This window comes from Paracoccus sp. 22332 (genome assembly GCF_052045125.1).
GTDB lineage: Bacteria > Pseudomonadota > Alphaproteobacteria > Rhodobacterales > Rhodobacteraceae > Paracoccus > Paracoccus haematequi_A.
In genome coordinates, this window is record NZ_JBQEOI010000058.1 from 1 (window position 1) to 13,810 (window position 13,810).

The 13,810-nt window shown below is 65.2% G+C and carries 15 protein-coding genes; 8 read left to right on the forward strand and 7 right to left on the reverse strand.

The window, feature by feature from the left end; translation table 11 throughout:
- Positions 1–389 precede the first annotated feature (389 nt).
- On the forward strand, positions 390–2,252 hold the full coding sequence (locus ACTJI6_RS21955; protein ID WP_440803716.1) for a DUF927 domain-containing protein: 1,863 nt from the start codon (positions 390–392) through the stop codon (positions 2,250–2,252).
- Positions 2,253–2,357: 105 nt separating this feature from the next.
- Here ACTJI6_RS21955 and ACTJI6_RS21960 read toward each other — a convergent pair whose 3' ends face one another.
- From ACTJI6_RS21960 to ACTJI6_RS21985, 6 genes are all read right to left on the reverse strand, one after another.
- The gene (locus ACTJI6_RS21960) at positions 2,358–2,936 is read right to left on the reverse strand and encodes an SAM-dependent methyltransferase (RefSeq protein WP_440803718.1); all 579 of its coding nucleotides are present in this window, start codon (positions 2,934–2,936) and stop codon (positions 2,358–2,360) included.
- Positions 2,926–3,585: a PIG-L deacetylase family protein gene (locus ACTJI6_RS21965; protein WP_440803721.1), complete on the reverse strand. Its 660-nt coding sequence runs from the start codon at positions 3,583–3,585 to the stop codon at positions 2,926–2,928. The genes ACTJI6_RS21960 and ACTJI6_RS21965 overlap by 11 nt, the downstream gene beginning before the upstream one ends.
- On the reverse strand, positions 3,582–4,589 hold the full coding sequence (locus ACTJI6_RS21970; RefSeq protein WP_440803723.1) for an acyl-CoA dehydrogenase family protein: 1,008 nt from the start codon (positions 4,587–4,589) through the stop codon (positions 3,582–3,584). The genes ACTJI6_RS21965 and ACTJI6_RS21970 overlap by 4 nt, the downstream gene beginning before the upstream one ends.
- The gene (locus ACTJI6_RS21975) at positions 4,586–5,593 is read right to left on the reverse strand and encodes a glycosyltransferase (RefSeq protein WP_440803726.1); all 1,008 of its coding nucleotides are present in this window, start codon (positions 5,591–5,593) and stop codon (positions 4,586–4,588) included. The genes ACTJI6_RS21970 and ACTJI6_RS21975 overlap by 4 nt, the downstream gene beginning before the upstream one ends.
- A gap of 576 nt (positions 5,594–6,169) precedes the next feature.
- Positions 6,170–7,267 (reverse strand): ParB/RepB/Spo0J family partition protein, encoded by a 1,098-nt coding sequence (locus tag ACTJI6_RS21980; protein WP_440803728.1) that lies wholly within the window; start codon positions 7,265–7,267, stop codon positions 6,170–6,172.
- The gene (locus tag ACTJI6_RS21985; protein WP_126156269.1) at positions 7,264–8,568 is read right to left on the reverse strand and encodes an AAA family ATPase; all 1,305 of its coding nucleotides are present in this window, start codon (positions 8,566–8,568) and stop codon (positions 7,264–7,266) included. The genes ACTJI6_RS21980 and ACTJI6_RS21985 overlap by 4 nt, the downstream gene beginning before the upstream one ends.
- Positions 8,569–9,007: 439 nt before the next feature.
- Here ACTJI6_RS21985 and ACTJI6_RS21990 point away from each other — a divergent pair, with 439 nt between their 5' ends.
- From ACTJI6_RS21990 to ACTJI6_RS22020, 7 genes are all read left to right on the forward strand, one after another.
- Positions 9,008–9,703: a hypothetical protein gene (locus tag ACTJI6_RS21990; protein WP_440803730.1), complete on the forward strand. Its 696-nt coding sequence runs from the start codon at positions 9,008–9,010 to the stop codon at positions 9,701–9,703.
- Positions 9,704–9,799: 96 nt separating this feature from the next.
- On the forward strand, positions 9,800–10,057 hold the full coding sequence (locus ACTJI6_RS21995) for a type II toxin-antitoxin system ParD family antitoxin (protein WP_440803732.1): 258 nt from the start codon (positions 9,800–9,802) through the stop codon (positions 10,055–10,057).
- A complete protein-coding gene (locus ACTJI6_RS22000) occupies positions 10,036–10,353 on the forward strand; it encodes a type II toxin-antitoxin system RelE/ParE family toxin (RefSeq protein WP_440803734.1) in 318 nt (105 codons plus the stop codon). The genes ACTJI6_RS21995 and ACTJI6_RS22000 overlap by 22 nt, the downstream gene beginning before the upstream one ends.
- Positions 10,354–10,701: 348 nt before the next feature.
- Complete coding sequence (locus ACTJI6_RS22005; RefSeq protein ID WP_440803736.1) at positions 10,702–11,718, forward strand: ABC transporter substrate-binding protein; 1,017 nt, start codon at positions 10,702–10,704, stop codon at positions 11,716–11,718.
- Positions 11,706–11,918 carry a hypothetical protein gene (locus ACTJI6_RS22010; RefSeq protein ID WP_440803737.1) on the forward strand — a complete coding sequence of 71 codons (213 nt, stop codon included), beginning with the start codon at positions 11,706–11,708 and terminating at the stop codon, positions 11,916–11,918. The genes ACTJI6_RS22005 and ACTJI6_RS22010 overlap by 13 nt, the downstream gene beginning before the upstream one ends.
- A 71-nt stretch (positions 11,919–11,989) precedes the next feature.
- The gene (locus ACTJI6_RS22015; protein ID WP_440803739.1) at positions 11,990–12,796 is read left to right on the forward strand and encodes an ABC transporter ATP-binding protein; all 807 of its coding nucleotides are present in this window, start codon (positions 11,990–11,992) and stop codon (positions 12,794–12,796) included.
- On the forward strand, positions 12,789–13,505 hold the full coding sequence (locus ACTJI6_RS22020; protein ID WP_440803741.1) for an ABC transporter ATP-binding protein: 717 nt from the start codon (positions 12,789–12,791) through the stop codon (positions 13,503–13,505). The genes ACTJI6_RS22015 and ACTJI6_RS22020 overlap by 8 nt, the downstream gene beginning before the upstream one ends.
- A gap of 88 nt (positions 13,506–13,593) precedes the next feature.
- Here the strand turns inward: ACTJI6_RS22020 and ACTJI6_RS22025 are convergent.
- A partial coding sequence (locus ACTJI6_RS22025) for an ATP-binding protein (RefSeq protein ID WP_440803744.1) occupies positions 13,594–13,810 on the reverse strand: 217 nt, incomplete at its 5' end.

Here is a 13,810-nt window from a genome sequence, read left to right on the forward strand (position 1 = left end):
GCCGGTCCAACAGTCCAACACGTCCAACAGTTTTTGTCTGAAGGCAGACCGTCACCTCGGCAAGAAAATTTCCACAAAAATATATGACGAAAGTTTCTGTAATAATAAAAAGTGCTTTCCAATTTGTTTGGGAAATTATTCCTTATCAAGAAAAACCGGAATGTTAATTCCTTCGGTCCGCCAGTGTTATTGCGTCACGAATTCCTTGATTTTTTCCGTGCCGAGATTTATCATAACCTCCTGTGTTCGTTATTTTTAATATTTTAACGGGGCATTGACCCTTTGCCGGAAGTGCGACCCATGCCGTGCGTCCGGGGGCCAGGGTCAATCGGGGGCCGGGGTCAATAGCCCTATCGAGGGTCGGGCAGCGAAACAGGAGAGCGGCAGCAATGGATGATCGGTTCCTTGACGGCGGAAGGCAAGAAGGAGAGCCCGTCGGCAATCCGCCGATCCATGCGGATTCGGCCGCGAAAGTCGCTCGGCCCCACCTTCCTGCCTGCATTCCCGACAGGAAGGCTGAAGCGGATCGTCATGCCCTGGCGGCTCGGATCCGGGAAACCCTTCCCGGAAATCTCGACGTGGATGCCGACAAGGGAACCATCCATTTCCTTTCCAGCCCGAAGCGGGTTTGCGGCCTGATCTTTCCCGCTCTCACGCTCCGTCGCCCGGGGACCCAGGACGGCTACGCGGTTCTCTTCGAGTTCATGGACCTCTCCGGCCAGATAAAGTCCATCGCTTGCGGGATGGCGGATCTCGCTTCCGGTTCCGGCTTCGCAAGGAGGCTGACAGGACTGGGATTTCCGATCCACGTTTCCTTGCGAGAGTTTGTCGAGTTCCTCCGCGCATGGACCGCGGAGTCGCAGCCACCCCTGGGATGGCGCCTCGACCGGGCCGGCTGGGTGTCCCTGCCGGGGTGCAATCGCCTCTTCGTTCAGCCCGATGGGCGTGCTGTCGCGCGACGCAAGGAGGACGTGCCTGACCTTGCCCTGTTCAATGCCTCACCCGTGCCGAGGGCGGGAACTCTCCAAGGCTGGTCGAGCGGCATCGCCACCTGTGCCGAGGGAAACCCGCTCCTGATGGCCGCCCTCTCCGCAGGCTTTGCGGGCCCGCTCCTCGAGCTGGCGCGGATGGAAACAGTGGGTTTGAACGTCTACGGCCGACCCGGCTCCGGCAAGTCGTTGTTGCTGCAATCCGCCCAGAGTGCCGGGGATTCCCCGGCGACGACGACGTTCTGGTCGCAGTTTCCGGGGCGGCTGGAGGATCTGAAAGCGCGCCGGAACGATGGTCTGATGACGATCGAGGCCTTCAATGCCCACCCTTCCTCAAAGGAAATGACGGCCCTGGCGTCCTTCGCCACGGACAGTTCTTTCGAAAATCGCGAGACCGGGCATCGCCTCGTGATCCTGATGAGCAGCGAGGCCCCGACGATCGAGATTTTCCGGCGCAAGCGACATCTCCAGGCCGAGGCTCTCAGGGTGCGTTTCCTCGATATCCCGGTCGGGGCAGGCCTCCACGGGGCCTTCGACGATCTGCACGGATACCCGGATGCAGCCTCCTTTGTCACCGCCCTGCGCGGCATGATCAGGGACCACCACGGCCATGCGGCAGGCGCCTTCATCGAATGGCTGGTCAACAATCGCGAACACGCCGAGGCGATGCTGCATCGCCACATGGATCGTTTCGTCGCGCGGGAACTGGAACTGCGAACGGAGTCACCTCCAGGCACCCTTCTCCCGCATCTCCGGCGACTTGGCGTGGTCGGCGCGGCGGGGGAGTTGGCGATCGCGGCCGGGATCCTTCCCTGGACGGAAAACGCCGCGATGACGGCCGCTCATCACCTTGCGGCGCTCTGGCACTCGGCAGCGCAGGAACACAGCGTCGGCCCCGCGCTCCGTATCCTGCTCGACGCCATCGAAGCCCACGGCCATCGATTGCGATGGTTGGGGGGCACGCCTCGGAAACAGGAGGACCGGACCGGATGGCAGGACCATCGGTTCTATTACCTGACCGTCGATATGCTGAAGGATGCCAGGCCCTGGCATCTGGCCAGCCTCGAACGGGCAGGCCTTCTCAAGCCGGGCGGCGAAAAGCGTTCCTATCAGGCGCGGATGGACAAAGCCCAGCACGCGGGTCGGCCGCGCGTCCATCTCATCTGCAAACAGGCCCTCGCGGCAGTGGCCCCGAACGCGAAAATCGAGTTCAGCCTCCGTGAACACCTTCTGAATATCTTCTGTCCCGAGGATGAGGACTGAGATAAATCAATCCAACTGCCGCTCATGTGACGGCGGTCAGGGCCGCGCGGGCGTCACGATGATCGTGCAGCCGGGCTGCCAGCGTCGTCGGATCGCCCGCGACCCTCAGCGCGGCCGGATGGAGCTTTGCACAGGCCAAAGGACATCCAGCCGAAATCGCGGGAAATGACGCGTCTGTGCCATGACCAGGGTTTGGCCGAGCAGGCCGACGGCCTCTGCTCCGTTCAGCCGCTCGTCCGTCGGCCCGGTCCAGTTGACCGCGACGACGGGACCGGCGGCGTTCCGGTTCAGCCAGCCGCCCAGGGTCGAGATTTCCGAGGGGGTCAGGAAGTAGAGGACTTCCGACAACAGCACCAGGTCGGGCCGGATGTCGGGCAGATCGTCTGGCGCGCAGCCTTGCAGCACCGTAGCCTGGGAAAACCCGGCCAGGATGCGGCGCGCGGTGGCGGCCGCCGCGGGGATGCAGTCCATCGCGGTCAGGCGTCGGCAGCGAGGGGCCAGGCGGCGCGCCAGTTCGCCGTTGCCGCAGCCGATTTCCAGCGCCTCGCGGAACGGGCCGGGGCCGATCGCCGACAGGGTTTCCCGGAACTTGGCGGCCTCATAGGGGCTGGAGCGATGGTTCCAGGGATCCTCGCTGGCGGCATAGAGCCGGGACAGATGCGCAAGGGTGTCTCTATGGGGCAATGACGATCTCGGGATGGGTCAGGAAATGCTCCTGGCGCCACGGCTCCATGACGAATCCCTCGGGATCGTCGTCGATCAGCGGCGTCATCTGGCTGCGGTGGCAGGCAAGCGCCCGACGCTTGGCCGTCAGCGCGGCGGCCGAGGCCGCGATGGTGCGGGTTGGGGCGGTGCGGTCCGTGAAGCGGCCCCAGATCGGGTAATAGGCCAGCGCGACGTCGCGGCGGGCCAGGGTCCGCGCCATCCGCGCCACGCTTTGGTGATCGACATGCGGATCCCCCTCCCAGGTCGCCAGCAGCAGCGCGCCTTGCGGGATCAGGTCCGAGATGTCGGCATCCGTCCGCACCCGGCAGTCGCCATGTCCCAGCCAATGCGTCGTCGCGCCCAGGATGGCGGCGGCGGCCTCAAGCTCGGCCCGGCGCTGCTCGGCCAACCGCCGGGGCGGCCATCCGCGGGATTTCGGATGCGACCGGCTGCCATCGGTCACGCAGATCACGGTGCAACGCGCGCCATGGGCGGCGGCGTCGAACAGCAGCGCCCCGCAGCCCAGCGTTTCGTCGTCGGGATGGGGCGCCAGCACGGCCAGGGGGCGTCCGCCCAGCAGATCGGCCACGCCGATCGGGGGACCGAGGTTGTCCAGAAACCCGCTCATCCGATCCATCTGTCGCGCAGGGCGGGGCTTTGCAGGATGCGCGCCATGGCCCCCAGGGCCAGCCCGTCGGGATTGGCCTGGCGGATATAGAAGCCGAGGTCGCGGCGGATGCGGTCGGCGGGATGGGCGGTGGCAAAGGAGGCCGCCCCCAGGGCCTGGTCCATGGCGTTCATCAGCGCGACCGCTTCCTCGGCTGTCAGCAGCCGCGCCAGGATCGCGGCCTCGGCATCCTCGGGCACCGCATCGGGCCGTTCCACCCGATCGGCGGCCTGCCACAGCCACAGCCGGGCCGTTTCGCAGGCCGTCACCATCCGGCGCAGGCGCATGGCCTGCAAGGGTGCCGCGTCCTGCCCGCGCCGTTGCAGCTGATCGGCGGTGATCGCCGTCAGCGCCCGCATCGCGCCCAGTTGCACGGCGGCATAGCGCCAGACCCCGCCCTGGAAATGCGGTTCGATCAGATAGTCGCCGGGACCGCCGATCCGCAGGGCCTCGGCCACGGCAAGCCCCTCCAGGTCGCAGCGCCCCGAGGCGGTGGCCTTCATACCCGAAACCCGCCACTCGTCGGGAAACAGCCGCCCTTCAAGCTGCGGGCGGCTGAACAGAAGAAGCTGCGGGCCGTCGCCCGTGCCAGCGGACACAATCACATGGTCCAGCACGTCCGCGCCGCTGGCGAACAGCTTTTGCCCCCGCAACAGGGGGCCGTCGATCCTGACCGGATCGGGACCGTCGGCCCCCCAGATGCCCAGCAGGCCACCCCTCCTGTCGCCGGGGGCATACAGATCCAGCAGCTTGGCCGCGTTCACATGGCCTTCGAAGATGCGGCCCGCCGACAGGTTCGCCCGGCCGATGGCCGCCAAGGCCTCGAAAAGCTGCCCGACGGACAGCGGGGCGTCCAGAAGTCCGCCCTGCCGCAGCGCATGCGCCAAGGCAGGGCCAGAGGGACCGTCGGGACCGTCGCAGGGCGCCTGCGCCACAAGGCGCGCGGCACGGGCGATGTCGGTCATGCGGCACTCTTTCCCCGGGGCAGCAGCCGGGGGCGCACGGACCCTTCGACCAGGCGCCTCAGTGCGGGCAGCTCCGCTTCCAGATCCGAGGCGCGCAGGCGGTTGCCCAAGGACAGGGCGCGGCTGGGCCAGGGGCGGCTGTCCCCGGCCGTCGCGCGGGACCACAGATCCGCCAGGACAGGGACCGGCAGCATCGCCTGGTCGGCCAGGGGATCGTCATCGGACATCCGCTGGCGCAGGGCTTCGGCCATGCCGCCCTCGGCGCGGCCGTGCAGCCTGCCCGACACCGTGGCCAGCATGTCGTCGGCATAGCGGATCGCCAGGCCATGGGATTCGGCCTGATGGACCAGGGCGCGATCCTCGCTGGAGCGGGTGTCGGGAAGCCCGCCGATCAAGCGGAAACCATCGCTGCGGATCGCCATGGAGGCGGCGGATTCGATATAATGTGGACGCTCCGGACCCTGGCGCCCGGCCAGCAGGTCGACGGCATGGCGGATCTCGTGTTGCAGCGCGCCATGGGCAGCCTCGGCCTGGGTCACCCTGCGGCCGGGGGCGGTGGCCAGGACATGGCGGCAATCGGCGTCGATCCTGCCGCAGACCAGATCGGCCCCCGCATCCGCGGCGCGCAGCGCGGCGGCGATCCAGTCGGCATGGGGCGCGGCGTCCCCGTCGGTGGTCAGGATCAGCGCGCCGGGACGCGCGGCCAGATCCAGGACGACCCGGCGGGCGATCCCGGCATTGGGGTCGGGAAAATCGACCTGGTGCAGTTCCAGGCGCAGCGACGGATGGGTAAAGGACCGAACGATCCGCGCACTGCCGTCGGTGCAGTTGTTGGCCAGAACCACCGCCGTCACCGGCAGGGGCGACCGCATCGCCGCCGCCGAGAGGGCCCGCAGCAGCCTCGGCAGACGCCGGGCCTCGTTTCTGACGGGAATGGCAACGACGATCTGCACCAGGACAGGGCGGCTATAGGCGGCGACAATTGTCGAAAGTGATCCGTCCATGATCCGCCCTGTCTGATCCCGAAGCCAACTACCCCATCCCGTCCGCGGTTCCGCCGTCGTGGCCCCGCGGGTTCTGGGACCGGACTGAGAGCTTGATCTCGCCAATAAAGCACCAGGAGAAACGTAGTATAACCGCAGTTGAATTCGTTCATGCGGATCACTTCGTATTCTTTTCGCATGACAATAGACCTTCGATAAGGACACCTTATCGAAGATCTCATGTCCGGAGGGAGCCTGCCGCGTGGAAAGGCCCAGAGGGCCAGCGGGCATCTCCGATTGCCGCCGGATTCCTCGCGACAACATATAACCCCTTTGCACCCATGATCCCGACGGTTCCTTGGCCCTGATCGGCTATGCCCGCGTCTCGACCGCGACAGACGCTCGACCCGCAGCTGGCGGAGCGGCGCCAGGCTGCGGGATCATCCACAAGGAATACGCCTCGAGCGCCCTGCCCTGCGGCGCCTTCCGGCGCCGATCCGGCCCGCGACACCCTGGTGGTGGTCCGCGCAACGCTTGCTTATTCGCTCGTCGCGACGCGTCAAAGTCGGAGGCACTTCTCGACGTCCGGGCGGTCCCTCAGCCGATCTGGTCCAGAAGCGCGGCCACCGCGGCTTCGAGTTTCCTGCGGTCCACGGTCGAGAAATCGCGCGGCAGGCGGATTTCCAGGCGGCCGTTGGCGGCCGTGCATTTCGCGTTGCCCTGGGGACGGGGGATCTGGAAGGTGGTCTTGGCGCGGCCTTCGGGAAGAGGGGGCCGGGCCGCCTTGCCGACGGGCCCGGCATCCTGGGATGCTTCGGCCCCCTGCCCCGCGAACCGGCGCAGAACGTCAAGTTCGTCCTTGACCGAGCGGGTGTCCCAATCCTTGAGCTCGGCAGCGATGGCGGTGGCGAGGCCCGGCATCTCGGCCAGGCGCTGCGCCAGCGACAGGCCCAGGGCGCGGGGGATTTCCTGGGGATAGAGCAGAACCTCGCCCAGGGCCTGGACCAGGGGGATGAAGTTGCGGATATAGCTGCGCTTCTGATAGCCTGCGGACTTGAACAGGATCGCGACCGCCCGATCGGCATCGTGTTCGGCTGTATGCGGATCCATGGCATAATGCAGGGCAAGCTGCGCCATCTCGGCGAACGAGATGTCCTTGCGAACCATGTTTTCGTCGACCATCCGGCGGTAAAGCTGTTCCAGCGCATCCCCGCGCGCGGCGATGCCCGCAGGGATCCGGCCCCAGCTTTCCGCATCGCCCGTGTCCTTCAGAAGCTGGCGATAGGCCGACAGGCGGCGCCATCCCTGGATCAGTTCGTATCGCCCGTCCCTGCCCGGCTCGACCCGGATCGGGTTCGACAGGCCGATATCGCGGATGGATTGCACCAGTTCGGCCAGTTCGAAATCCGCCGCAGGCGCGCGGTCGCGGATCAGCTTGTGGGTATCGATGACGTCCAGCGGAATCAGATCCACGATCAGGCCGGCGCGCTTCAGGCGGACATGCTCTTGGGCAAGCGCGTCGTTTTCGGCGCGTATGTCCGCCTCGAGCCGCGCGCGATCGCGGGTGGATTCGGCGGTTTCCGCGATGGCGGTGGCCATGGGGCCGCGGCGCCGGCCCTCGTCCTTCCCTGCGGGGAAGGTCTCCGTCTCTTCGACAGGAACCTCGATATCGAACATGCGGCGCTTGCGGCTCATGCCTTGTCCTCCAGCTTGTCCCAGGCCGCCAGGACATGGGACCGGAACTCCTCGTATGCCTGGTCAAAGGTCGCGCGCGCCCGTCGCCAGGTGCCGCGCGTCATTTCCCGATAGTCGATTTCGTAGACCGAGCTGAGGAAGCGGCCCGACTGTTCGACGGCGCGGGTCAGTTCGATGGGATGCTGGGCCATGCGGTCGCCGAAAACCTGGCGGAAGGCGCCCAGCATGGCCTGGTGCAGTTCGTTGGCGGGTTCGTAGCGGGTCATGAGAAAGCGGATGTCGGCAAAGGCCTTGGGCAGAGCGATCTTCCCCGTGGGGAAGTTCTCGAAGCCATGGGACAGATCCTCCAGCGCCTCGGACAACTGGCCGATGAAGCTGGTGGTGGAATCGTATTCCCAATAGCCGGGACCGGACGGGATATAGAGCATGTCGGCCGCAAAGACCGCGTTCATCGACTGATAGCCGATGGCGGGCGGGCAGTCGAACAGGATCAGGTCGTAAGCCTCGTCCGGCAGGCTGTCGAGAAAACGCGACACCGCGCCGAAGAAGGTCCATTCCGGGTTCAGGTGCCGGTACTGGGCGCTGGCGAATTCGACGAAGGCCGCGTTCGCGCAACTGGGCACGATGTCGATGGTCGGCCACGCGGTCGGCTTGATGAAGTCGGCGGATCTGAGCGAGCCGAGGCCCATGTCGCGGATCGAGGAGGGCAGCTTTCGCTGGGGCAGGGCGGTTCCCGATTCCGCCCCGGCGGCGGCGGCGTTCATCCGGTCGGTTTCCCGTTCCAGGTCGCGGGCCATGATGCCCCAGACGGTATGATCCTCACCCACGTCGGTCAGGCCCATCGAATGGGAAAGCGTGGCCTGGGGGTCGAAGTCCACCACCAGCACGCGGTATCCGTCAAGCGCCGCCGCATGGGCGAAATGCAGCGCCACCGTCGACTTGCCCGCGCCGCCCTTGAAATTGGCGATGGCGGCGCGGAAGGCGCGGCGGTCGGCCGGGCGGGGCGGCATCAGGGATTTCTTGTTGACCCGGATGCGCCGCCGCAATTCGTTGATCTCCTCCAGCGAGAACCACCGCTGCCGCCCGTCTTCCTCGACTTCCCCGAGGGGAAGGTTCGGGTCAGCGGCCAGCTTGCCCCGGAAGGTGGACTGGTTCATGCGGAAGATCAGTTCCGCCACCTCCCAGCTGGAGAAGCGGCGCAGGGTCTTTTCATTGTCGGGGCTGAAGGTCTGCCGGCGGATCCAGCCCTGCATCTTCAGGGACTGGGCCTGCAGCTTGGCGAGGTCTTGATAGGTATACATCATGGGCCTTGTCGCGAGGAACGCTGATCGGAGCTTTTTCCGCTTTTACGCCGGATTTGCATCCTTGGCAAAACCCAAGTTCACTGGATCAGGGTTTTAGCACGGATCCAGCCGCTGTTGCGCGAATCGGCGTTGCAGCGCGCGCAGGCGCCAGAGGAACAGCCCAGCATATAGGGGGGCATCTTCGTGGCCGCCGCAACGGATTGGGGGACATTCCCGCCTGAATGGGGGACGCCCTGGCTGTCCCCCTATACCATTGATACCGATTTTCTTACGCACGATGCGAACGCTGACCGGGCAACGGCGCGAATCTCTTGACAGAGTCGGAAAACCGGACGCAAATGCGGTGGCGATGGTGAAAAGCGTTTGAAAGCATCCCTTGGAAACGTCCGGGGCATCACCGCAGGGGCAGTTCTAACACAGGGCAGGACACGGGGCGATGCAGCGGATCCGTGCCGTCGGCCGAGAGGCTGCGGCCAAGAAATACGACATCCTGTCGGCCATGATGGCCCATGCCCTGACGGGGGATCCGCATTATCAGCGGCTGGTGCTGCGGCTGATGGCGCTGATCACGACCCGTTACAACTGGCAGTCGGACGAGCTGACCATCGGGCAGCGCGAGATCGCCCGGCTGTGGTGCGTGGACGAACGCACCGTCAAGCGCGAGATGGCGCGGCTCCGCGTGCTGGGCTGGATCATCGTCAAGCGGCAGGGCGCGCGGGGCAGGGTATCGGTGCTGGGGCTGGACCTGGACCGGATCCTGCTGGACACGCGCCCGGCCTGGCCGAATATCGGTCCCGACTATGTGGCCCGGATGGGCGGCGAGACGGAACCGGCCGGGACCGGGGCGGCGCCCGCCGACACCACGGTGGTGCCCTTCCGCCGTCCCGAGATCGCCGCCGAGGCGGGCCTGTGGGGCGCGGCGCGCGCTCTTCTGGCCGCCGAGGATCGGGCGCTGTTCGATGCCTGGTTTGCGGGTCTTGCCGATGGCGGGGTAGAGCAGGGCTGCCTGACGCTGATCGCCCCCAGCCGCTTTCATGCCGCCTATCTGCGCACCCATCTGATCGAGCGGCTGCGGATCGCCGTCCGGCGCGCGGGCGGCCATGTCGCGCAGATCCGCATCGAGGCGGGGTAGGGGGCTTTCGCACAAGCGCCGCATGCAGGCGTGGCGGGCCGACTTGATAACTGTTATGAACGGGGTTAAATTCTTGTAAAGAGAAAGGGGCGCCCCATGCTGAGTGCTGAACTTGGACCGAAGCTTGAAGGCTATGTGGCAAGGCTGGTCGAAAGCGGCCGCTACAACTCGAAAAGCGAGGTCGTGCGCGAGGGCATCCGCCTGATCCAGGAGCGCGAGACGCGCCTGGCCGTGCTGGATCAGGCCTTGGCCCGTGGCCTGGCCGATGCGGACGCGGGGCGGGTGCGGCCTGCCGCGGACGTGGCTGCCAGGCTGCAAGCCAGATACGAGGCATGGCCGCGCGGCACGGAATGATCGTCGAGATCGCCGCCACGGCCGAAGCGGATCTCGAGGCGATCGGCGACTATATCGCGCGCGATAATCCCCTCCGTGCCGCGACCTTCATCAGAGAGCTTTACCAGTGCTGCATGGATCTGGCGGACATGCCGCTCGCATGGCCGGTTGTGCCCCGCTATGAACATGAGGGCATCCGGCGCCGGGTGCATGGGCGCTATCTGATCTTTTATCGGCTTGGCCCCGAGCGGATCACGGTTCTGCATGTCGTGCACGGCGCCATGGACATCGAGGCGATCCTGTTCCCGGAAGGCTGAAGCCGCCGGCAAGCAATCCCGAGGCGCTGTTCGCCAGCTTAGCCGGGGGAAGCAACCCCGCCATCCACGGGGTTCCGGCCGAGGCGGACTTTCCGAATATCTGCGGGCAGCGCGGTGTGCGACCGAACTGTCGGGCGTCGGGCCGACGTTGTCCGGCTTACCCATAACGAATTCACATACCCGCCTTTGACAAACTGGAATGTCGGATCCCGCGGATGTTATTTACGATCCTTCCAAGGGGGACGGTTGCGGAGGATCGTTCCCTAGCGCGCGATGCGGCGGTGCCCGACGCGTGGAGGCAAAAGGCCAGCAAAAGCTGTCGTAACTTGTCCAAATCGGGAGGGTTTGATGACTGGATTATCGCGTCGACTGTTTCTGGGGACCGCCGCTGCGGCATCCGCGCTTGGGGCGGCCGGTCTGCCGGCATTCGCGCAGACGAGGCCGGTGAAGATCGGCGTGCTTGCCGACTTCAGCGGCATCTACACCGATCTTCTCGGTCCGGGAGGCGTCGGCTGCGTCCGGCAGGCCATCGCCGATCTGGCACCGGACTTCCCGGTCGAGGTGGTCTACGGCGACCACCAGAACAAGGCCGACATCGGCGCGGGCATCGCGCGGCGGTGGTTCGATACCGATGGCGTTGACATGCTGATCGCCGGGCCGAATTCGGCCGTCGGATTGGCTGCCAGTGCGATTGCCCATGAAAAGAACAAGCCCTGCCTTGGCGTTGCGGTCACTGCAACGGAGTTCACGGGGCAGCAGTGCAATCCCAATACCGTCAACTGGACCTATGACGGCTACATGCTGTCCAAGGCGGCTGCGACCGAAACGGTTAGGGCAGGCGGCAAGAAGTGGTATTTCATCACCACCGACAACGCGTTCGGGCATTCCCTTCAGGCCGAGGCAACAGCCTTTATCGAAGCGGCAGGGGGCGAGGTTCTGGGCAACTCCGCCTATCCTATCGGCCTGACAGATTTCGCGGGTTTCCTGCTTGCCGCCCAGTCATCCGGGGCCGACACGCTGGGTCTTGCGCTTGGCGGGACCGACCTGCTGGCCTGCCTGAAGCAGGCGGCGGAATTCGGGATCACCGACACGATGAAGACGGCAGCCTTTGTGGTGTTCCTGAACGACGTGCATGCGGCGGGGCTGGATACGACGCGAAACCTGCTGTTCACGAATAGCTTCTACTGGGATCTGAACGACAGAACCCGCGCCTGGACCGAACGGGTTCTGCCCGCGATGAACGGCAACTATCCCGGTATGGTCCATGCGGGATGCTATTCCGTGACCGCGCATTATCTGAAGGCGTTGCGCGAGCTGGGGTGGATGCCGCCCGCGCCGACGGAGCGGCGGTGGTGGCGAAGATGAAGGAAATGCCCACCGAGGACGACGCGTTCGGGGCTGGACGCATCCTTGCAAACGGGCGAGCCGAGTTGCCGGCCTATCTTCTGCAGGCGAAAGCTCCGGACGAAAGTACGGGGCCCTGGGATCTGTGCAAGGTCGTCTCGACCATGCCTGCGGCCGAAACCGTACGCCCCGTGGAGCAGACAGGCTGTCCGATCATCTGACGCCTTCCATGCCGGCGCCCCGGCTGCGGGTCGGGGTGCCATCATGCCCTCGGACATGAACGGAATTGCATATGAGCAACATTTCTCTGGCCCGGATGGAACGGCCACTCCAGGCGCACCCTGCTGCCGCCAGGCCAGTCCTGTCTGCCACCCGCCTCGGCAAGCGGTTCGGCGGATTTCAGGCAGTGAAGGATGTCGACATCGACATCCACCATGGCGAGATCCATGCCCTGATCGGACCAAACGGTGCGGGAAAGACGACGGTCTTCAACCTGCTTACGAAGTTTCACGAACCCACGTCCGGCACGATCACGTTGATGGGAGACGATGTGACGCATCTGCGTCCCGCGCGTCTCGCACAGCTCGGTCTTGTTCGCTCGTTTCAAATCTCGGCCATCTTTTCGCATCTGACGGTGCTGGAAAACGTGAAGGTGGCGCTGCAGCGACCGGCGGGGCTGTCCTATCAGTTCTGGCGCCCGCTATCCGCCCTGCGCCAACTCGACGCGCGGGCGATGGAGTTGATCGACCGGGTCGGCCTGTCGGATGCCGTTCATTTCGAGGCAGCCAGCCTTTCTTACGGGCGCAAGCGGGTTCTGGAGATCGCGACGACGCTTGCGCTCGACCCGAAGGTCCTGCTGTTGGACGAGCCGCTGGCCGGGATGGGGCACGAGGATGTCCACCGTGTGGCCGGCATCATCCGCGACATCTCGCGCGAGTGCGCCGTTCTCATGGTGGAGCACAATCTCAATGTCGTCGCCGATCTCTGCCATCGGGTCACCGTGCTGCAAAGAGGCGAAGTGCTTACCACCGGAACCTACACTGCCGTCGCGGCGGATCCGCGCGTGCGCGAAGCCTATATGGGGAATGAAGATGACTGACGCAAAGCGCCAGCCAATGCTGCGCGTCCGCGGGCTCGAGGCGTGGTACGGCGAAAGCAAGGCCCTGCACGGCGTGGATTTCGATGTTCAGGCCGGAGAAACGGTTTCGTTCCTTGGCCGCAACGGCGTGGGCAAGACCACGACACTTCGGGCGCTTCTAGGCATCACCTCTGCCCGGAAGGGGGAAATCATGTTCGATGGACAGGACATGATGAAGGTGCCGCTGCACCGCGTCGCATCCAGCGGACTGGGCTACGTGCCTGAGGAACGCGGCATTTTCGCCACCCTGACGGTTCAAGAGAACCTTCTTCTTCCACCCGCAGTGTCTCCGAGGGGGATGTCCGTCAAGGAGATCTACGAACTGTTTCCGAACCTGAAGGAACGTTCCGGCTCTCTCGGCACGAAGCTTTCCGGCGGAGAGCAGCAGATGCTGGCGATTGCCAGAGTCCTGCGCACCGGCGTGCGGATGATCCTCATGGACGAGCCGACAGAAGGGCTGGCGCCTGTCATCGTGCAGCGGATCGGAGAGATTCTGATCGCGCTTAAGCAGCGCGGAATGACGGTCCTGCTGGTGGAGCAGAACTTCCGCTTCGCCGCCAAGGTCGCGGACAGGTTCTATGTCATGGACCATGGCCGGATCGTGGAGGGCTTCGCGACATCTGAACTGCCCGACCGCCGCGCGCGCCTGAACGAACTTCTGGGAGTCTGACGCCATGACCATGATTGTTGAATGTCGCTGAGAACTGACCCGGGTTTGTCATCGAGAACTGACCCACCCTTCGGTTATGTTCTGTGGGTCATGCCTGGGTCAATGCACTTGAAGCTCCCTTCTTTGTTTTGGCGGCCGCGGTGCTCGCCCTGAACCTGAAGCTGTCGTTTCCGGTCTCCAGAATGTGGCAGCGATGGGTGAGGCGGTCGAGCAGCGCCGTGGTCATTTTGGCGTCGCCGAAGACGGTGGCCCATTCGGCGAAGCTGAGATTGGTGGTGATGACAACGCTTGTGCGCTCGTAGAGC